Origin of the sequence: Sporosarcina luteola (assembly GCF_007991495.1) — a bacterium.
Classification (GTDB): domain Bacteria; phylum Bacillota; class Bacilli; order Bacillales_A; family Planococcaceae; genus Sporosarcina; species Sporosarcina luteola.
In genome coordinates this window covers 1-21,486 of sequence record NZ_BJYL01000009.1, presented here as the reverse complement: position 1 = coordinate 21,486, position 21,486 = coordinate 1, and the positions used below count along the sequence as shown (strand labels likewise).

The window sequence follows — 21,486 nt, the reverse complement described above, 5'->3', positions numbered from 1 at the left end:
TGAAAAAGATGGTTGACATCAAGACTATCGTAATGCTGCTTGATTGCTTTTCATATGTTAGGTGTATAAAAATTGTTATTTTTGTATAGATTGTCGTATTATGAATTGATGTATTTGAACGAATAGAATACGAAGTACTTACAAACAATTAAAAAGACTAGAGGATAGTTGCTCCTCTAGTCTCTTTTTCATTATGAAGCTTTTTTCAACTCACTTGATCCGGCATTTTTCCAAATCGATTCTACCCATTCAGGATGGTCGATGAACGGATTGCGGTTGCCTTGCCATTGTTCAATCACATTATTTCGATTCATCTCAAACTCATCGACTGGATCCATTGCATGCCATTCCAATAGAACTGAAAGCTTTCCATGATATGGATTACTGCCGTTGTTCAGCAGTTCATTCAACTCCAAATCTACGCGATCCCCCGCTTCGTAACGGGTCGCCATGTAAAAGAGCATCCGCGCCACGTCGCCTTTCACATGATTGGGTGGCTCCCAGGAGTTCGACGTTTTTAAACAACCGTCACAACCTTTCACTGTGCTGCCGCCATAGTCGAAATCCAAGTTGCCGCGTGCGCTGTTCACTTGGACATCAGTCGGACGCAAATGATGGATATCGGTTCCAGGACCTTTGCTTGTGCCAAAGTTGCCATGTGATTTTGCCCAGACATGCTCCCTGTTCCAGTCGCCGACATTGCCTCCGTTACGATCTTTTGAACGGGATTCGCCGGAATACAATAGGATGACATTGTTCGGATTATTCGGGTCCTGATCAGTTTCCTTTAAAGCATCCCACACTTCCGAATACGACAATTGGCGATGATCTGAAATGATCGTGTGAAGCGCGGCTTTTAACGCCTGCCCTTCCTTGCCGATTGCATCTTTGTAATAGCCGTCGTTAGGCACTTCAACTTCCGCCTCGGTGACGGTCACCGTGAAGCTGGTCGTAACGGACTTATCCCCGTCTGTTGCGGTGACACCGACGATATGGCTGCCTTTTTCAAGTTTTAAAAGGAGAATGCCCTTCGTCAGATCAACAGTCCCTTTCGTTGCTGAAAACGTCAGCTGGTCCCCGTCAGGATCACTGAAATGCTCGGATAGGACGATTGAAATCGTCTCCCCGACTTTTGCTTCTTTACTTGGAATCGTCTTTTTCACAACTGGCGCATTGTTAATGACAGGAACAGTGATCCGCTTGCCTTTCGAATTGTAGAAAATGACTTTCGAAGCTTCTGCCCCTTTGATGAAATCGATTCGTTTAATATTTTCTGCGCCTCTAATTTCAAGCGGGTGTGCACCTTCCACGATGACGTGGCCCATTTCCGTACCTTTCATGTCGACAATTAAGCCCTTTTTCTTCGGCTGCAAAATGACCCTATTCGATTTGAACCCTTCGCCAGTCAATTCAGCGTAGTCCCCTTTTAGGTACATACCTTCCTTCAATGACGATTGTGCATCCATATAGACCGCAACGCTAGGTTCTGCAATCATCACTTGCTTTTTATGATAATTAACTAAGTTATACTCTTTTTGAATCGGAACTGGCTCCCAAATGACTGGAGCTTCAAATCCGATTTGCACCATGACCGGATCGTGGTCGCTAGCGCGTCCTGCCATATCCGTGAAATCTGCGTTAATGTGTAAAATGTCGATTTCTGTTTGTTCAACCAAGTTATTCGACACTAAAATATGGTCAAGCACTTGTGAATTCCCTTGGAACACGTATGAATAACGGTCTGCCAGGTCCACATGATTGATCATATTCGTCATTAAGTCGCCTTCATGGATCTTTAATGCATCCGCAAACTGGAAGTCGTTGAAATCACCGAGCGAAACAATATTCGCTTCCGGGTTATCTGTTTTGATTTCTGTAACGAAATCATAAACGAGCTTTGCAATCTGCTTGCGCTGCACTTCACTGCCATAGAAAGGCGGCTGCTGTGAACCGAATAACGGCGTATCCCCATTTTTGGAATTCCAATGGTTCACGATGGCGATGACCGATTCTCCTTGGAAATCGAATTGCGCTGCAAGCGGTTTACGGCTGCTGTTGAATGCCGGATCATTGGGAACGATTCGTCCTGGATTGTGTGTCAGTTTGCCGTTTTCATATCCTGCCGCTGTCGTTGCATCGCCATGCGGAATGCCTCCAGTCAATGAAACACGAGTTGGGTTGTAAAGGAATCCGACACGGATATTCGCGTTCGGCTGTCCGCCGTCCTCATTATTCACAGGGTCGATATTGACGTATTCATACTGAACGCCACCAGCCACGACAATGGCTTGGATAAGACGTTCGTAGCTTTCATTCGCCTTGGAATCCCCTGCATCCGGGCCATTATTATCCTGCACTTCCGTCACGCCGATAATATCGGGGCTTTGCATATCGACTGCAAATGCCCTTGCCAGCTTCCTTGCTTTATCATCTGTCGTCGTCTTCTTATTGTTCGAGAAGTTCTCCAAGTTATAGGATGCAATCGTCAGCTTGTCATCCTGTTTCACAATTGTCGTCTTCTCAGGAACCGCATTCCCTTTAGAATGTGCCTGCTGCATTTCATTCAAAGACGTGTAGATCTTATAGTTTTGGAATGAATAACCGACAACTCCTGTAATCGGGCCAGTAAAACGGTCGCCTGTCGCAACTTCGAACTCGCGCGCAGGACCGTTCGGCTCCAATCGGAATTGCACCCGATTTGCATTCTCATCATTTTCCTTCAATAAGATTCCGCCGTTCAACGTATCTGTTGCAACATCTTCAAATACTGTAACGAGATCGCCATGCTCCTGAGGACCAACCGCTTTTACGTCACCGACCTGAACGAGCATTGCTTCACGGCTTTCCCAGAAGTCTGCTGCATATGTCGCAGGATCGAATTCCGCAAAATTAGTGCTTGCGATTTTCTCTTTCGGCAAATTCTCTTCATTGATAATGAAAGGGGCCGGGAGTGGCACATCCCTTTCCAAAACTTTCACTTCGCCGCCACGATCGTCCCGCACATTGATCTGTGTCGTTTTCAAATCCGTTTCCTGACGCTCTGCATAGCCATCAATCGCATATTCACTCACTTGGCCGGTAACGGAAACATAATCACCAATCGATAGATTCCATGCATCCCTTCCGCTGTATAGGACGATTGCTTCTGACGTATTCAAATTGCCATCGCGTTTTTCGTCCGGTGCTTGGATATGATAATACGTCGAGCCGTTCAGTTCATATTTATATGTGACGATTCCTTCAACGCCTTCCACGACTTGACCGTCGAACGGAGATATATGGCCTTCTCCTTGGATGTCATGGATTTGTAAGCTTTCCGTGATCGTATACGTAAACGTAGACACATCGCTGTAACCGCCATCCTCTGTTTTTACGACAGCTTTGATGGTCGTGTCTTCCTTGATATCGATCGGCGCTGCATATGTTGCTCCGTTTTTAATAGGATCCATGCCGTTTAATGTGTACAAAATTTCGGCGTTCGGTGTGCCCGTCGTTAATGAAACATCCACACTGCCAACGAACGTGCCGCTGCCTGGACTTGCAACGACCGGCTGAATGATTGAACTATCAACGATAATATCCATCGTCGAACGCGGGATGATTTGATAATCATTGTCGAACTGCTGCACAATTCCGGTAATCGAATCATACGCGGTTCCTACCGTTAACCCGAGTGAACCTGTTTCATCACGAACGATGAATTCATTGCCATCAGTCGCCAAGTAATTTGCCCAGCCGCTGCCCGCTTGTACATCTGACAAGATGACATTATGCACAGTGACGAGCTCTGATTCTGTTGCTTCTCCGACCTCTGCTCCAGTAACGGTAATTGGCTGCGGAGCCCCAACGTTCTTATTAATTTCAACTAAGGTAGCCCCATCCAACTGCAGTAAGCCGCGATAATCCGCTAGCGTACCAGTTAGCGTTACTTCATCGCCGATTGACGCAGGCAAGCTCGTCGGCCGGACTGCGATTCCACCCGTTTCATCCTGGACTGAAATCGTATTTTTCAAATTGGCAGCGACAATCCCTTTGACGGTTACGGTTTCCCCTAGCGTCATGGAACGCGCGTCCGCGATTGGACTAACATCACCAGGCTCTTCCGGGATTTCAGGTTCTTCCGGTGACGTGCCTTCCATTTCATGTGCACCTAAAAAATCGAATGTATCCTTCGGGTGCACAATCCATTCATCCTCACGATTAAACGTGTCATCCGGTATTGAATCCCCACTTTTTATTGAAGGCTTTCGTATGAGTGTCACATCCGTCCCCCAATTGCTGCGCTCACCGACTTGTCCGAATGAATCAATCACGGTGTCACCATTTTTAAGAACGAGCGCATCATCCCCATTGAAATTAATGACACTCATATTTTCGAGGTCGCCACGATCTTTAATTCCCGAAGCTGCGTCGCGATGGTACAAAACAAATGTCTCATCATGTCCTAACATTCCCGATAACGCTAACTTTGCTGATGCCGCAGCCGCACCATTTGCGTATAGCTCCACTGAATACTTACTTAAGTCGACAGCTTGCCCCGTTCCGTTATATAGCTCAATCGCCTTATTAAAACTACTGCCCTCCACATATTCTGAAATGAACAAATCCGTTGCCGTCGTCTCCGCCTTCACAACTGCAGGAACTGATGGCACAAGTAAACTCGCGACCAACCCAACTGCCAAAAAACTATTCAAACGCTTTCTCCATCTCTTACTTCGCATCGAACCATTCTCCTCTCATCATTGAAAACATGGTACTGCGCTTCACAGATAGTATGAAAACCGCTCCCTTTCCCACTAGATTCATAGAATTACAGATTGCATCTCCATCCTAACATTGCATTGGTTCAATTGACCATGCGACCTTTTGTAATATTTCGCGACTTTCACATATTGCTTTTGACATGTTTTTTCTGATTAGTTAGGTGAGGATAGTAGCACAAAAAAACTCCCTAGTCTTAAGTAGACTAGAGAGCTTTAGTTTAAATTATCCTACAACAACTAATTCTTCGACTACAACAGCTTTGCGGTCGACGATTTCCTGAACTTCAGCGCCGTCCAACGTTTCTTTGTGGAATAAAACTTCAACCAACTCTTCGAACTGCGCGGAATTTTCCTGAATAAGCCGTTCGGTTTTTCGCAATGCCTCGCCGAAGATGTCCTGCATTTTCATTTCTTTCTCGCCTTTATTGAACGTCAACGTAAAGCTATCTTGGTATAAGCCCGTATCGACCATACGCTCGATAATATCCTTCGCTTGCTGCACATCACCGCTGACGCCGATGCTATGCTCTCCGAGGTAAAGCCGTTCGGCCACTCCCCCCGCAAGAATCATGCTCACTTGGTCCATCAATTCGCTTGCAGTCTGCAAATGAAGTTCCTTTTGAATCGGCGCTACATAGCCAAGCGCTTGTCCACGTGGAATGATTGTCGCTTTCCGGACAGAACCCGGTTTCGTTAATGCCGCTATGAGTGCGTGGCCAGATTCATGGATTGCGACTCTTCTTTTCGTTTCTATATCATTCAAAGCACGTGACGTACTGCCAAGGATCGTCCGATCAATCGCAAAGTCAAGATCACCTTTATCAATCTGCTGACGGCCATCACGGACAGCGCGTTTGCTTGCAGTTTCAAACAATGAACTCAGCTCCGCACCCGAGAACCCGGATGTACTTTCCGCTAACACATCGAGCGATGCATACACCTCATCTGCAAGCAGGCGGCCTTTCGTATGGATGTCGATAATTTCCCGACGACCGCTCGTATCCGGCAGCGGCACATTGAATGTATAATCGATACGTCCTGGACGAAGAAACGCCTCATCCAACATATCTTTACGGTTTGTCGCTGCGATGAAAAGAATCCCTTCATTATCATTGCCGCCATCCAACTGGACAAGCAGCTCCGTCAATGTTTTCTCAGACTCTTCTCCGCCATGCTCTTTCCGTTTGCCGGCAAGTGCATCGACCTCGTCTATGAAAATGACAGCCGGGCGTTGCTTCCGCGCGTTTTGGAATAATGTCCGAACACGAGAAGCCCCGACTCCTACAAACAACTCCGTAAATGCTGAACCGCTTGAAGAGTAAAACGTTGCTCCGATTTCATGAGCAATTGCTTGGGCAAGCAACGTTTTCCCAGTCCCAGGAGGTCCGTATAACAAAAGCCCTTTTGGCGCCTGGATCCCTAATTGAGTGGCACGGACAGGATCTTTAATAATCGATAACGTCTGGTGGATCTCATCCTTCATTTCTTCAGGCAGCCCGCCGATATCATCCAACGTAATCGTTGGAAGCGGAGTCGCTTTCGAGGCGCCATTCTTCATTGAAGATATGCCTGCCCCTAACTTCCCTTTTTTATGAAGAATCAACAGCGTGAAGAACGCCGCAATAATCAAGCCACCGATAATCAAACCACTAAATTGGCCATTATCGGCAAATGTATATGAAAGGTTATATTTTTCTACTAATTGTTCTGCCAACTGGCTTTGCGGACGGACTTGCGTCACATAGAGCGCATCTTTCGTCTGCAAGTACAACGTGCCGTCAGCCTTTTCTTTCAGAGACAGCCGCTCGCCATCTTGAGCCTGTATCGCCTTCTCAAACTCTGAAAACGACATATCCATTCCTTTATTTGCACCCGAGACATACCATCCGACACTTACAGCTGCAATTCCTACGACTAATGCGACCAGGACGACAATCTTAGTTACAAACTTTGAACTCGGCTTCAAGCCATCCCCAACTCCTTATGAAAGATACTATTATTATATAATATACACAGACGATTGAACAGGAAGAAAGATGGGGAATTAATGACAAATACGTTGCGCTAACTGGCTTACTTGGAGGATTTTACAAAGTGAAAAATAAAAACAGTATAGATTTTGCAATAAAATCTCCTTTTGCCAACGAAACAAACATAATACACTTGCCCTTCTCATCCATCTATGTTATATTTAATTAGTTAACGCCATAGTAACTTTTAATTTGACATGGCATTCTACGTACTGTTTTTGAGGACACTTATTCACACTGGCGCGGCTAAAGGGTCGCAAGGACGCGAGAGTAGGTAGGGCTTGCGTTGCTTAAGGATAGAAGACACCCAGTGGAAAATGACCGCGGCATTGATCATTTTCAATAGAATCCGGATCACGGATCTTTAGATGGACATAAACTTCAACAATAAAAGTTACTATACAAATCAAAGGGTTGCTCCTCATCATGGGAGCAGCCCTTTTCCAATTCTTAGGCTGGCAGACAAAAAAAACGGCTGGATGGACTTATTGCCCTTTCAGCCGTTTATCTTCTTTCTGTAACGCTTTTGTTCGTAATGTTCCGCTCGTGACACGCTTTGTTTCTGTCATCCTTTTATGATTTTCAGCAGCTGCCATCAGATAGATGAGTTGCACCATACTGATCCCTCCATTTCGTTCTTCTTTTATATAGTATGTAACGAAAACAGAAAGGATACACATCGAGAAAATATATTATTCTTCAGAAATCACTCACTATTCAAATGAAACAGTTACCTTAATTCCCTTTATTTACCGCGTTTAAACCTAATATTACGTGTCTGTAATCTTTCTGTAATTTAATTGACCCTCTCTTGTAATGTTTAATCTTTAGAATAGGAAAAGTGATCAATACCTAATATAAAAATAAAACAACCATCAGATCAATGGTAGATAGGGGAAATGAATGAAGAAAGTCGCTTTATCATTACTCGTAGCCGGGTCATTGGCCTTTGGAATCGCAACAGGAAATGCCGAGGCGAGCGCTAACACATCACAGTCTGCATCAGTAAACAATGGTACATATTCAACAGCCTATAATGTAAATATCCGTTCCGGAGCTGGAACGAATCATAAAATAGTTCTATTAGCGAAAAAAGGAACAAAAGTTTCAGTGATCGACGAGAAAAAAGTCGGCAAAGAAATATGGTACAAAGTTAAGGTCAATGGCAAGACAGGCTGGGCGCTCAGCACTTTATTGACTGAGAAGACGGTCGGGAAGAGTTCTACTAATGTAGCCTTAGCCAATAGTGTCGCGAAAAAAGCAAAAGGGTTGACTGGAATTCCTTATCGTTTTGGCGGGACAACGATAAATGGGTTTGACTGCAGTGGATTTGTACAGTACGTCTACAAGAAATCCGGAAAAACTGTCGCTCGTGATACACTAGGGCAGTATGCGCAATCAAAAAAAGTTTCTGAACCACAACCAGGAGATCTCGTATTTTTCAAAAACACATATCGCAAAGGGATCTCACATGTCGGCATTTATATCGGAAATAATAAATTCGTCCACGCGGGCGGAAAACAATCTCAAGTCGTCAGCTTAAATAATAGCTACTGGAAGTCGAAATTCCATAGCTTTAAAAGGATATAAAACATAAAAAACGCCAGTACGTGTGAAAATGTACTGGCGTTTTTTCATACAATGATTCTGTAGTTCTGATTTGTTCTTTCATTCGAATACGGCCAAGTCCGTAGAAACTGCCTCGCGCGCAACCGACCGATTTCAATGAGCTCATCTTTCTGTTCATCTTCCATATTGAACTGGGTCGCGCTATATTGCTCGACGGGAATGAATATGATGTCCTTTTCGTGTTTCCGGGAGATATACCGTTCGTCATGGGCGTTTTTCATTGTGGAAAATAATGCTTCGAATAAGTTGAGCGCATTCGTTATTTCCCTGCCGCCCATATCATCCTTCCGGTGGCTTAACTTCATACCAATGAGTGGCCTTTCCCGTCTTCCGTTTTCGTCGTCAAAAATCCACATCGGGAAATTGCTTAAAACTCCGCCATCTACGACGATCGTTTCCCCAGTCGGCGCTTTGAATCGGACGGGTTCAAAAAAGAATGGGATATTGCAGCTCATCCGAAGCGCGCGGGCAATCGGAAACATTCCCGGCTCGATGCCATAATGGACAAGATCATCTGGCAGAACGATCATCTTCCCATGCGTGAGATCGGACGCCACCAATTTAAGCGACCCTGGCGGCAAATCTGAAAACGTATAAAGCCCCTTCACAGACAATTTTTCGAAAAACCAGTCCTCTAAAGCTTTCCCTTGATAAAGACCCATGCGCCAATACAATGTCAGCCATTTCAGGAAAGGAATCGGAACAATCGTCTTCCTCGTATCGAGCAGCGACTGCAGATCCTCCTCCACCATCATCTGCTCAATTTCCTTGCCCGTATACCCTGCGGCAATGAAACAAGCAAGAATCGCTCCAGCACTCGTGCCTGCCACCCGTTTGAACCGATATCCCTTCTCTTCCAACACTTGGTACGCACCGACCAATGCAAACCCCTTCAAACCGCCACCTGCAAACACCCCATCAATGAACACAGCATCCCTCCCATGGCGTTGTTATACTATAATCTTCTAGGAAGGATTGTAGAACTCTCATTTCATTTCAAATATCTCCTGGCACCTGCGTAGTTGGTTTTATAAGTGCCTCTATCAATGTTGACGATTTCAATTTTCTTTGATGAATTGGGGGCATGTACCATTTTCCCGTCACCGATATACATCGACACGTGATACACGTTTCCCTTTCCTTTATTATGCGCGAAAAACATCAAGTCCCCGGGCTGTAAATCCTTCCGTTTCACCGCTGTCCCATATGTCGCTTGGACAGAAGAGTCACGTGGAATGAGGATGCCATGATTTTTATAGACAGCATACATTAATCCTGAGCAATCAAATCCATACGCCGATGCACCTGCCCACAGATAAGGAAGGCCGACAAACTGTTTAGTGCTGTCGACAAGTTCTTTTTGTGTCGGCTTTGGAATTGATTCGAAATCGGCATAGACAGAAACATCCTTCTTTCGGACATATTTCAAGCCATCCGTTTTCGTCTGCACTTGCAGCCAATCCTTCTCTTCTTTCAAAACTTCGAGGATTGAAGTATAGCTAATGTCGATGAACTTATATTTGTCATGGAGTTTCGGTTCGTTGTATAAGGAAGCGATTTTCGCAGTAACGACCGCAATTTCGGTACTTTCAGCGCCGGGCGTATATGCTTTCACATGCGATTTCGGCACCCATCCCTCGTATCCTTTTTCCTGTCCTTTATTCAACTGGTCAGCGATAGCAATATAGAGCCAGTTCCCGCTCGTCTTCAACACTTCCACTCGGTCCCCGTACAATGCTTGGGTATCAGTCCTGCCGATTAGGCCATTCTTCTCGGCAACCGTTAAGCTTTTCGTCCATTTCGCCATATCGGGGTTCGCACTGATAGAAACCGCGTCGATTTTGCGTGTCTTATTCGGCGCACGCCATACGTTTGTTACGGGAACACTGATTGCATAGTGAACTTTTTCAGCTTTCGCTGGCGGTTTGACGGATGCCAAAACTGCAGATTTATTACTAAACGGAATGAATAAGCAAAATATCATTACTATAAGTACGATTTTCTTTTGCATGTATGTTCTCCCTCCTATTCTATCAATTTTAGTATATTCCTAATTTATTGCAAAGCGAATCTTTCATTTCTAGAAGTTTTTATCCTCCAAGATTGGGTATCTATAAAACAGTACCATCAATCAAAGAGAAGGAGAGATCTTACATGAATGATAAAAAATTTATCGGTATGTATCATAACGACTCGGAATTGATGACGAAGATAGATGATCTGAAAGCACAAGGCATCGATGGTGAAAATATTTACGTCATTGCGCAAGATGAATCAGATGTAGTTATGTTCCAAGGCATGAAGTATGGCGATGTGCAAACAAAGCCGGAATCTTGGTTCGACCGCTTTATGAATTTCCTAACCGGCGAGAATCACGTGCGCAGCATGCTTCACGATGTCGGGGTTGCGGACAATGATATGGATAACTATTATACGCAAATACAAAACGGTGGAAAGCTTCTGTATGTCGATGAAGGCGAAGTGAACAGGCTTCATACGAAAACGGATGGCAGCTTCAGCACACTTGAAGCCGGTGGCGCTTGGACGGATCCTAACCTAGGTGGGAACCAAGTCACTGATTTTGAGGCGAACGAATTATCTCAACCGAATTATGAAAAGGCATCTTCAACAGGCGCATTTCAGGATTCTCATATGTATGAGGGGAATGAAGAAAGCTTCGGAAGAGTAGGCGGCGAGGCGCTTCGAAATGAAAACTCGGCCCGCTTCAATGAGACCGATCGATTTGACGAAAACTTGACTGAAGAAAAGATGCGTCTACGTGAAGAGCGGCTCAGCGTAGACAAGGAAGAAGTCGAACGTGGTGAAGTCACGCTTCACAAGGATGTCGTTGAGGAAGAACAATCCCTTGATGTCCCTGTCATGCGTGAAGAAGTGTATGTGGAGCGTCGACCTGTGAATGAATATGAAACGGATACAACTGAATTCAAAATGCAGCAGGATGATGAAACAATCCGCGTTCCGATTACCGAAGAACGTCTTGAAGTGACGAAGAAACCATATGTATCTGAAGAAATTGTCGTCGGAAAACGTAAAGTGGCAGACACTGAAACTGTGAATGAAACCGTACGACATGAAGAAGCCCGCTTTGAAAAATCCGGTGAAGTCGATGTCCAAGATGAATTCATTGACGAACCGACTTTCCGAAATAAAAAGGATGAGGAATCTTTTTGATTAAAGAAAACAAAAGCGCCTGTAACTAAACGAAACAGAGAGTACCCGCAAAGCATGCGCTTTGCGGGCATTTTTAGTGTCTATTTTGGGGTGAGACACTTTTTGAGTTGAGATGGATGCTTCTATTTAGTTAACCGAATTGGGGTGAGTTTTTCGGCTGGGTAGTGAAGGAGTTGAATGGTAAGGATGCTGCCTCTGCCCGATTTTCATTGCCGGCAGATGTTAAATCTCGATGAGAGAAATCTTGTTACAATCTGCGACAACAGTAGTGCCACCAAAGTTAAAATAAGCTAGGGATCTGTCGTGGTCGATAGTTGTAAACGATGTGACTGGCTGCTGATACCCATCCACTACAATACTCGCTAAAGCGAAGCTGATCGGATAAGATTCCAACAGATCACAAATTGCGTTATTTGCCATGTCGATTCACCTCCCTTCCGATGAAGCTGTGGCTAGAAAGCAACTGAGTAGCCTGTCCATGGTTCGTCCAAAGGATGGGCAGGCTTAGAAACTCACTTGCGAGAGGCTATCGCAGTCTACGATAAGTGTTGTCCCTACCGTAGATAGGAAGTATGCGAGATTGGTGTCCGAATTGATATTGATAAATGAAGTTACTGCAAATGGAATTCCATCGACAACAACTTCAGTGAGTGCTGTTAATGGTGGCAAATTCATTAGCAACTCGCAAATGGGAGCGTCATTTCTTCCTGGTCTAGTTGTGTTACTCATAGCTTGTTCACCCCCTTCCCTTAAAGAAACCCCTTCTAAATTTGAGGGGTCCTTATACTGTATTACAGCGATTCCGGAGCAGTTAGGACGGACACTCGGTTGTCCATTCATTAATGCAAAAGAAAAAAGCAAGCCATTACACAAGCCCGCTTTTCTCAAGAATGGCATGACCTTTCACCAATGAATGGCGTCCAATTTATCAATTGCGACCGTCACTACACCTGAAGCAGAGGTGAAATAGGCAATCCCTTTCTTTTCATCTACATTCAATAGATTAATAACAGGAATCATTGCGCCCTCTACGATGATTTGTTGGATTGGGTAGGTTGAAGGCAATGTGGAAAGAAGCTTGCCGATGCTTTTTTTTGCTTCTAAAATCCTTTCAATCGACGTCTCCACCGTTTCTACGTCATGCTTCCGACTTATGTTTTGCGCGTCCAACTTCCCAATCACTCTTTCCTGCATCTCCCCGAATTTTATATGATCCGCACTGATTCGATCGAGAAGACTCAGAATTTCATGCAAGTCATCATACTGATTCACCGTGAATTCGTGCATGGACATCCGATGATTCCGAAAGCTCTTTCGAAGACGAAACACAGCCTCCCCTTGCTTTCCGAGCTCCTCTCGTATGGAATCTTGCCGTACCGAAGTGGATCGTATCTTTTCCTGCACTTCCCAAATCCTATCCCTTAAATGTAAATAACGGTTCTTTTGGACACTTTGCTGGCGGCTCACAATCTCCAGAAGCCTCCCACAAAGCTGTTCCAACCGATTGACCGTTATGACAAGATGCTCATTCGTCTCCCGCTGTTCTTTCATGAAAGCCATATACGGATTCCAAACGAACCGGTTTTGATTCGTCAGAAAATCATCCATCCATCCATTTAAATGAACCTTCGATTTCCCCAATTTCCAAACTCCTCCACGCAAACTTCCTTTCCGTATACTATGAAACCTTCAAGGTGCCTGCCACCCATTCAATTCCGAATTGTTTCGGTGGCAGGCACCAGGGAAAACATCTATACTTTTGAGGAAGGAGGATGGTTATGGAGAAGAGAAATAATACGTTTTATGATATTTGGGGGGATAACGTAAATTTGAGGGATTTGCTCATTTCAATCGTGCTTTCCATCGCCCTTACACTCGGCGGCTATTTACTTGCACCAGGCGAACAGCCTTGGCCATTAGTATTAGGACTGTCCGGCGGATTGCTCGCCTTTATCATTTCAAGCATCATCATTAAGCCAAAACGCAAAATCATTACAGATACAGAGGAGATTGAGTAATGGACTTAACGATCATCTTACTGATGGTTCTTGCCAGCATCGGCGGTTCCGTCCTTTACACAATCATCGGAATCGCTCCTGGCACAGACGAGACGGCCGTTCTTGCACCGATTACATTGGCACTCATCTTACTGAACGTGTCCCCGTATGTCGTCTTAGCATTCTTCATTTCCGCCATTGTCGCGAAAAAGCTGACCGATTCGATTCCCGTCGCAATCGCCGGAATCCCGGGTGGAGTCATGGCCGCCCCAATGGTGGAACACGCGATGGTGCTGAAAGAACACGGGATGCCTGACGTCAGTATACGCAAAATGGCATCTGGCTCGGTCATCGGGACAATCGTCTCAATCCCGTTAAGTTTGCTCGTCGCAAGTCTGATCATGCCCTATGCATCATCAATCAGCAAACACGCCGGGCTTATCTTCTTCCTTGGTGCGGTTTTCTTAGCATTCTTATCTGCAAATAAATTACTATCGCTACTTATGATCGTGCCATTCGCGTTGCTCATCCAAGGACTTCGGCACCTCTATTGGGACATCGGTATCGTGCCTGAAGGGACAACCGTTTTCGTCTCCTTCTTCCTCGGAATTACGATTGGACCAATCGTCTACAAGCTCTTTGAGTTAATGAATAAAGACTACCGAGAACGCGAAAAAATCATCGGGGAAAAAGAAATTTCATTCAAAAACCAAAAAAGCATAAAAGGATTTCCGAACCCATTCACGATCCTGACGAAGAAGGAAGTCGCCACATCCGCACTCGGCAGCTCGCTTGGAACATTGACATTCTTCCTGACGCCTGTCGGTATGACGATTTTCCTCGGTGAATTCCTGACAAGACATATTAAAGACCCAGTCCAACGGGCATCACGCGCCATCTCGACGATGGACGGACTGACAAACGCCTCCTATATTTCAGGGACCTTGATTCCGTTAATCGCGATCGGATTACCACTGTCGCCCATGGCAATCGGCCCCGCGAGCGCTTTGTTCAATGCACCGCCGGTTTTCACACCGGAACATAACATCCACCATATCATGTCGATGGGGGAAATTGTCGTTGCTACGTTAATCGGCGCTACTGTCGCACTCATTCTTACATTCTACGTAACAATCAAATTTTCAAATGAGATTTGTGCATTCGTTTTCAAATGGGTACCGCATGAAGCGCTAATCGGATTATTTGCCGGACTCGTCGTCATGCTTGCGTTCATGGATGCCGGATGGGCGAATATTTTTGGTGTTATGCTTGTCGCATTAGTTGCTGGTTTCCTTCATCGCCACGGCGTCAACTACGGCGTCATGTTCATGATTCTCTATGCAGCGCCTTGGCTAATCGGCTTGATTTGAAACCGGTGTTTACAAAGGCTTGCGAGCTTTTTTTGAAGCCGAATAAAAATGGCCGCCTTTAAAATATGGTTTCATTCTCCTCAACAAGGGTATTTTCCATTGCAAGGACGTTTGAGGAGGTAGTACGATGAAAAAAACGTTTATCGGCAGTTTCCCAACTCAAGAGCGATTGGTTTCTAAAATTCTAGAGCTGAAGAACGATGGAGTGGATGAACAAGATATGATAATCGTTATGAAGGATGATAAAGCAATTGCAGAGTTGAGAGATAAAGCCGAAAAAGACAGGGACAACTCTCCCTTTTTCCTATTCGATCGGCCCATGCAATTTTTAGTAGGTGAAGAAAATGTACGCCACATGCTGCATGATTCAGGATTTACAGACGTAGAAGCTAAAACATATTTCCATGCCGTTCAGGAAGGCGCCTTGTTGCTTTACGTGAACGGAAAGTATGAAAACACCCGCAATGCTGATCTGCAAGCGGAAGAAAAACGGTACGACGGCTACGAGCCAATTCCCTTGGATGAATCGGAAGTTGGGCTAGATAACTAAACAAAAGCGCAGGGCGCCCAGAGCTGGAACGGAAAACACCCATGGAACGAATCATTTCCATGGGTGTTTGCTTATTTCTTCAAATAATTCTTTCGCCACTCCGCAATTTCACGTTCTATAATTTGCGCTTCCAGCGTTTCATCCCACTCGCCCGTCATCGTATTCCATACACGCGCATACAACCGGTCGTCAGCAGGCTGATGAAGACGGTACTCATAGCAGGTGACTGAAGCCTTTTCCAGTTCATTGACAGCTGTAATTTTCTCGATGACCTTCTGCACACTGCCTTCCGCATTTGCAACTCCTAGCGGTTCAAGCGCTTGCCGCCATTCGCCATCACTAAATGTAACCGTCTTGCGAACATCCTTCGCATACCGGTAGCTCTCCCCTTCGCCCTCAGCCGTTTCACCTGTTAAAAAGGTCTCATGCGTTGGGCTATAATAGACAGTCGCCTCTTCCTGTTCAGGTGGCTGTACGTAAATACCGGTGTCTAATTGTTGATGGCCAGACGCAGTCAATGAGTAAACACCGTCACTCTTCACAATCATACCTGCCCTGCTCATCCGATTGATCATGTCTTCTATGAATAACGGTTCGACAACTAGCATGCTGCTCACTTCTTCCGCAGATCCGAATCCCGAAGTCTTAAAAGCGATAAGCAGCATTTTCATCAAAATATCCATCTGATTGCGCTTCACCGTTTCAAACTCAACATCAAACGTTTGGATAGGCAATGACCATTTGGACGAGTCTAGCAATTTCACATTCGGATCTCGCAGCAATTCATGGTGCAGTTTTTTTTCTAAACCGTCCATTTATCCATTCCTTTCCGAGTTCTCCAAAACCAATTCCTTAAATCCGCCCAGTTGTTTCACTTGATCCACCAACCTGCCGTACATCGCTTTCGTCTCCGCTTTTTTCGGTCGGTTTGTGAACATATCCGCGCTTCCGACGACAATCAACAATTCCTTTGCGCGCGACAATGCGACGTTCAAGCGGCGATAGTCTTCCGCAAATCCAATCGTCCCGCTCGGTTGCTGATGATTCCGAACGAAACTTAAAATGATAATATCCATTTCCATCCCTTGGAATTTATCGACAGAACCTGTCCGACAATGCAAATGTTTCGGCATAATCTCCTGTTCAATGAGCCGGTCAATCCGCTTCACCTGTTCGCCGTAAAAACTGATGACGCCAACACTCTTTTTCGCATCCGCCGGCATTCTTCCTTCGCGCTTCGCAAGACCCGTCGCTTCCTCGATATCAAAAAGCAGCTCCTTAACCTTCTGCAATTCAGCATCATTGTATAAGCTCGTGCCGCCTTTTACTTGCGCCTCGAAATAGGCAGGCTCATTTGGCATGTCAAACCAAAGCAGATGGTCATCGCGTCTCAAATATCGTGACGTCAGCCCATGGTCTCGCGCCGCGTCCGAATCATCCAATCCGCATTGCAGGCGATACTTGCCATCCACGTAAAACGGCGCGATCGTCTCCATAATTTTCTCATGCATCCGATACTGAATACCGAGCATCGTCTTGTTCTGCTTCGGCAAGCTTCTGAAAAGCCGTTCGAACAACGATTCTTTCAGCATTCCACGCAGTTCCTTCTTCTCGTCGGCATCCTTGATTTCCTCGATGAATTCCTCCATCGTCTCCCGTCCGACTAGCGGAGGCAACTGATGATGATCCCCGACGAGGACAATTTTCTTCCCTTTCAACATCGGAAGCAACAACTCAGGCGGCGTTGCTTTCGACACTTCATCGATGATGACAACGTCGAAAGTTGGGTAATCCTCCATGAAGTCCTTCCGCGCAGAGGCAACGCAAGTCGTCCCAATCACATTCGCATGCTTCACATATAATTTCCGGATTTCATCCAAGTCAAAGTCACTAGCATTAGCCAGCAACTCGCTCCATTCATCCTGTAATGCCCGAGCGATCGGCAACTGTGCAAGCTCTTTTTGTAAACTTGCAGCTTTCTTTTCCTTCTCACCCGTTTCTGCAACGATTTCTTTCCTGCGATTTTCCGGTTCTAATTGGACGATTTTCTGCAGGCCATGCACACGATTTTCGACGGTCTGTATGTCACTCGCCAACTCAGACTTTTCGTTCAGCAACGATGCCAATTCTTCCTGTACAGCAAGTAACTGTTTCGCTGTGTCGTCAGCTTTCCGGGTATTTTCCTCCAGAATGTTTTCAGCCTGTTGGAATAAACCTTTCCGCTTTTCAAACTCGGCAAGCTCTTTTTCAAGTTCCTCAATCGCGTTTTCGACATCCGGCAAATTGACTTGCTCATCGACGAATTGCGCAAGTGCTGAACTCTCCTCTTTCAACTTCCGTAGCTGTTCGACATGTTCATTAATCGCCTGCTCACTTCGCTGTTCTTCATTCTCGAGCTCACGAAGTTCTGCTCTCATTTCATCCATAATTTCATCTTTTAATGCAGTAAAACGGCCAGACGCCTCACGATCCGAAGACGTCTTTATATGCGATGCATGCTTTTGAACTTCCTCCGCTTTCCCATATAAATAGGCGAGATTTTCAGCAAGACGATGCAATAGCGCTGATTTCTTAGGATTTGCCGGCATCGCCAATAGTTCTTTCGTTGCCGGCAGAACGAAGAATCGACTAATTTTATCAAGCATTTCATGCATCTCTTCGGGCGTATTGTATTTGTCATTCTGTTTACTGCGCACTTTTTCAACAGGATATAAATACTTTTTCAGCAGTTTCTCCGCATATCCGATCCCGTTCGACAGCCGCTCCGCCACTTCATTCCATTCGAGGAGAGCATACGGATACGTTCCGTTCACGATTTCAACACGCAAACGGCGAAGTGCATTCATTTCAAGGCTCGTCGAAAGTGAGGGCTTTAGTTGATGCGTGGCGAATAGCCCTTCTACGTCTTGCAGCTTCCGGACAGGAGTCAGTTCTTCTACGAATCGTGTCAGCGGTCCTCGTTTCGCTCGCTTAACTCCAGTCTCCTCTTCCAGTCTCCGAACGGCGATTTCTGCATAGTCGATCGCTTCCACCGTCTGGAAATACCGGAGCATTTTCTGGTGAGTTGCTAATCGTTGTTCAACATCCGCCAGCTTTTCATGTAATTCAGGAGTAAATGAATGAGCTTCGAGCTGCTCCTCAGATTTTTTTATCGCGAAAGAAAGCTGTTCCGCCATTTCTGTTAACGTCGCTTGTTGTTCTTCTAAAGAAATCTGCTTCCCGGAAATTTCCTGTTGCTGCTGTTGCAAAACCTCAAGTTTCTCTGTCAATTCCCGTATTTCCACTGCTGCCGCGTTCTTCTCAACGATTTGCTGTTCAACAGCTTCCATTTCTGCTTCTAAGCGATCCATTTCCCTTTGGATTTGCTCCAACTCGAGACTAATTTGACGCTCCCGGTCCGCGCGGTTCTCCCGCTGTTCATTCACTGCCGCCAATGTTTCATCACGCCAGTGAAGGGCGACATTCTCTTCGATGAACCGCTTGCCTTCCTCCTCGATGCTTTCCGTCCGTCCATAGCGTAAAATCCGAATGCCCGGATCAGATAATAACCGTCCGAGCGCATTGTCTACCGCTAAATTCGATTGCGAAGCGACTAGTGTCCGCTGCCCTGCTTTCATAAGCTGATGGCAAAGTTCAGAGATAACCGTCGTTTTCCCTGTTCCCGGCGGTCCTTGGATGACATACAGATCATTCGCGGACATCGCGCCGGTAACCGCCTCCCGTTGAAATTCGTTAAGCGGATGGTGGAATTCGAGCTCAAGCCGCTTGTTCGTAATTTGCACGACCGGCCGTTCTTCGAATAAAATTTTCTCCAAATTGGCATTCGCCGCGAATCCGTCCTGCAAGTCCTTAAATCCTTTTCGCAATCGCCGGATTTGACTTAACTCAGCGAAATTGCTGAAGACGATTTCACGGGCGTCTTTTGGCAATAAAGAACCCCGCCGCGCAACGGCTTGATACTTCCGGCTCAATTCGATTTTCACTGTACGCTTGCCGCGGTTCACATTGACGACATTTCCAAGATCATCGCCTGAACCTTTCAGCTTGGCGCTGAAGCCGGTAATGGCATTCCAATCTTTCGCCTCCAAGCCGCTGCAAGTAATTGTGAGCTGACTGAATGAATCATTGACATGCGCTTGCGAAAAATGGGCAGTAATGTCAGCGACATCCGCATTTTTCTCCTCGATTCGCAAGTATCCTTCCCAGCTCGCGATCCGTTTTTCGACGTATGCCGACCGTTCGATTGCGACAGGGAGCTCCCGTAGGCTCGTATATAGCTGGATCGGCATCGGACTGCCCGTACGCCGGTTGACAGCGAATGCCAGGCGAACGCCAAGTCGGCGATTCGTCCGAACAGGCTCTTTCCGACCTTTTACCCGGAAGCTTGTCGCCAGGAACCCTTCGTTTTTGTAGACGCATTCCATCACCGCCACCCGTTCTTTCAGGTGGGTTGCGAGACGGACATTCGCTTGTGGGTCGAAGTAGAAGGAGAATGTCATGTTGTCCTGTTTGGCGGGGAGTTTTTCGATGTAGACGTCAAAATGGTCCTGCATGGAGAAAAGTTCATTTTCGTCAATCGCCCAGTTCCCGATTTCCTTGCGTGCTCGATGCGTCATATCGAGGCGACAGCTCATCACTTCGCTATTTTTCATCAGGACAACCTCCTTTCTAATTCTTTTCCGAAATGAACCATACGTTCTATCATACAACAAAAGCGGGTTCGGATTCATTAAAAATCGGGAAGTGGAATTTATTGCAATCGTTTCCCATTTCGAAAATTCGGGTATTAGATTGGTAGATTGTCATTGTATGTAATCGATAAAAGGAGTGAGAGGATATGACCCCAAAAACCTTTGTTGGGTTGTACGATACAGAAGAGGCGTTGCTAGCCGCCATTGAGGAGTTGGATGAAAAAGGGATTGACCCGGAGGATATGTATGTCATTGCAAGAAAAGAAGAGGATGTCGAGATGCTGCGACGTCATACGTCTGATGATATTCAATCGGCCCCTTCGAATTGGCTGGATCGTTTCATCGGCTATATTTCCGGAGAAAACCATGTGCGCAGTATGCTTGTCGAAGTCGGTTTTGACGAGGCGGACTTAAGGCGATATGAAGCGGAGATCAAACAAGGCAAGTGGCTGTTATATGTTGAAGGCGAACCCGAGAAATCCGCATATGAGATCAATGCGCAGCGGAATAGTGAAGAATCGAACCCATTCAATCATGCTCTATCTGAAGCGGAGCGGTTGAATCAGCAAGATGATTCGCCCATCGGCATCGGAAAGGACGGCTTGCCGAAGAATGAATACCGGGACAGCGTGATGACGGATAGCTATGAAGGTGGCAGGACGGTCCCATGTGAAGACCTCTTATTTGGCAGAGTGGGTACGGAAGCTCTATTCGACCGTTCCGAATATGAACCGAACTCGGCCAACCCTCCCCCACCTTCGCAAATCCGCGGAACACCGTCCGAAGAACGCAGTCATTTGCACCGAGCAGCCCGTCGGAAGAGGGAGTTAGACAATGCAGATGAAAGACGCCCGGACGTCACCCCCGATCCGCGCAACTTCATGGAAAGCCAAATGGACCGTCAAGATGCGATGGCGGAAACGGTAGGTTTTGATGAGGAGACTGAAAAACAGAATTTGATGCAAGGAGTTTATTTAGGAGACACTGACGAATCGAAGGATCAGATCATCATTGACCTGCGAAATGTCAGGAAAGAAGAGGATGGCGCCGGAACTTGGCTCGTTCCGAAGAATCGTGATTGAGATAATTGATGAAATCGACCATGCACCTTGACGGTGTGTGGTTTTTTATGTGATTGACTATGAATCTGAAAATTCGGAGTGAGAATGAGAACTCTTTTGGAATAAATGAGAACTCCATAGGCGGGAACGAGAACTCTTTTGGAATAAATGAGAACTCCATAGGCAGGAACGAGAACCCTTTC

At 45.9% G+C, this 21,486-nt stretch carries 16 protein-coding genes; 6 read left to right on the top strand and 10 right to left on the bottom strand.

The features are described from left to right. Positions 1-191 precede the first annotated feature (191 nt). The 3 genes from SLU01_RS03910 to SLU01_RS18320 all read right to left on the bottom strand — a co-directional run bounded on the left by SLU01_RS03910 (position 192) and on the right by SLU01_RS18320 (position 7,410). On the bottom strand, positions 192-4,721 hold the full coding sequence (locus tag SLU01_RS03910) for an endonuclease (protein WP_147055569.1): 4,530 nt from the start codon (positions 4,719-4,721) through the stop codon (positions 192-194). Between the two features lie 265 nt (positions 4,722-4,986). Further along, positions 4,987-6,729: an AAA family ATPase gene (locus SLU01_RS03905; protein ID WP_147055567.1), complete on the bottom strand. Its 1,743-nt coding sequence runs from the start codon at positions 6,727-6,729 to the stop codon at positions 4,987-4,989. Between the two features lie 549 nt (positions 6,730-7,278). Continuing rightward, positions 7,279-7,410: a hypothetical protein gene (locus SLU01_RS18320; protein ID WP_281288361.1), complete on the bottom strand. Its 132-nt coding sequence runs from the start codon at positions 7,408-7,410 to the stop codon at positions 7,279-7,281. Positions 7,411-7,696: 286 nt separating this feature from the next. On the opposite strand from SLU01_RS18320, the gene SLU01_RS03900 reads away from it, so the two are divergent. Continuing rightward, positions 7,697-8,383: a C40 family peptidase gene (locus SLU01_RS03900; RefSeq protein ID WP_147055566.1), complete on the top strand. Its 687-nt coding sequence runs from the start codon at positions 7,697-7,699 to the stop codon at positions 8,381-8,383. 44 nt (positions 8,384-8,427) lie between these two features. On the opposite strand, the gene SLU01_RS03895 is transcribed toward SLU01_RS03900, so the two are convergent. Together SLU01_RS03895 and SLU01_RS03890 are read right to left on the bottom strand one after the other, a co-directional pair. Further along, positions 8,428-9,351 carry a patatin-like phospholipase family protein gene (locus SLU01_RS03895; RefSeq protein ID WP_147055564.1) on the bottom strand — a complete coding sequence of 308 codons (924 nt, stop codon included), beginning with the start codon at positions 9,349-9,351 and terminating at the stop codon, positions 8,428-8,430. 62 nt (positions 9,352-9,413) lie between these two features. Then, the gene (locus tag SLU01_RS03890; protein ID WP_147055562.1) at positions 9,414-10,433 is read right to left on the bottom strand and encodes a C40 family peptidase; all 1,020 of its coding nucleotides are present in this window, start codon (positions 10,431-10,433) and stop codon (positions 9,414-9,416) included. Between the two features lie 143 nt (positions 10,434-10,576). On the opposite strand from SLU01_RS03890, the gene SLU01_RS03885 reads away from it, so the two are divergent. Beyond that, positions 10,577-11,614: a YsnF/AvaK domain-containing protein gene (locus SLU01_RS03885; RefSeq protein WP_147055560.1), complete on the top strand. Its 1,038-nt coding sequence runs from the start codon at positions 10,577-10,579 to the stop codon at positions 11,612-11,614. Positions 11,615-11,836: 222 nt separating this feature from the next. On the opposite strand, the gene SLU01_RS03880 is transcribed toward SLU01_RS03885, so the two are convergent. The 3 genes from SLU01_RS03880 to SLU01_RS03870 all read right to left on the bottom strand — a co-directional run bounded on the left by SLU01_RS03880 (position 11,837) and on the right by SLU01_RS03870 (position 13,255). Then, positions 11,837-12,034: a hypothetical protein gene (locus tag SLU01_RS03880; RefSeq protein WP_147055558.1), complete on the bottom strand. Its 198-nt coding sequence runs from the start codon at positions 12,032-12,034 to the stop codon at positions 11,837-11,839. 84 nt (positions 12,035-12,118) lie between these two features. Further along, the gene (locus SLU01_RS03875; RefSeq protein WP_147055556.1) at positions 12,119-12,343 is read right to left on the bottom strand and encodes a hypothetical protein; all 225 of its coding nucleotides are present in this window, start codon (positions 12,341-12,343) and stop codon (positions 12,119-12,121) included. Between the two features lie 174 nt (positions 12,344-12,517). Then, the gene (locus SLU01_RS03870) at positions 12,518-13,255 is read right to left on the bottom strand and encodes a hypothetical protein (protein WP_147055554.1); all 738 of its coding nucleotides are present in this window, start codon (positions 13,253-13,255) and stop codon (positions 12,518-12,520) included. 137 nt (positions 13,256-13,392) lie between these two features. Between SLU01_RS03870 and SLU01_RS03865 the strand changes: the two genes are divergently transcribed. From SLU01_RS03865 to SLU01_RS03855, 3 genes are all read left to right on the top strand, one after another. After that, positions 13,393-13,632: a hypothetical protein gene (locus tag SLU01_RS03865; protein WP_147055552.1), complete on the top strand. Its 240-nt coding sequence runs from the start codon at positions 13,393-13,395 to the stop codon at positions 13,630-13,632. Beyond that, complete coding sequence (locus tag SLU01_RS03860) at positions 13,632-14,981, top strand: tripartite tricarboxylate transporter permease (protein ID WP_147055550.1); 1,350 nt, start codon at positions 13,632-13,634, stop codon at positions 14,979-14,981. Before SLU01_RS03865 ends, SLU01_RS03860 begins: the two co-directional genes overlap by 1 nt. A gap of 127 nt (positions 14,982-15,108) precedes the next feature. After that, positions 15,109-15,531, top strand: a complete 423-nt coding sequence (locus tag SLU01_RS03855) for a general stress protein (RefSeq protein WP_147055548.1) — start codon at positions 15,109-15,111, stop codon at positions 15,529-15,531. Between the two features lie 71 nt (positions 15,532-15,602). On the opposite strand, the gene SLU01_RS03850 is transcribed toward SLU01_RS03855, so the two are convergent. Beyond that, the gene (locus SLU01_RS03850; protein ID WP_147055545.1) at positions 15,603-16,346 is read right to left on the bottom strand and encodes a hypothetical protein; all 744 of its coding nucleotides are present in this window, start codon (positions 16,344-16,346) and stop codon (positions 15,603-15,605) included. Continuing rightward, positions 16,347-20,183: an AAA domain-containing protein gene (locus SLU01_RS03845; RefSeq protein WP_170232578.1), complete on the bottom strand. Its 3,837-nt coding sequence runs from the start codon at positions 20,181-20,183 to the stop codon at positions 16,347-16,349. Positions 20,184-20,368: 185 nt separating this feature from the next. Between SLU01_RS03845 and SLU01_RS03840 the strand changes: the two genes are divergently transcribed. After that, on the top strand, positions 20,369-21,304 hold the full coding sequence (locus SLU01_RS03840) for a YflT domain-containing protein (RefSeq protein WP_147055541.1): 936 nt from the start codon (positions 20,369-20,371) through the stop codon (positions 21,302-21,304). Positions 21,305-21,486 lie beyond the last annotated feature (182 nt).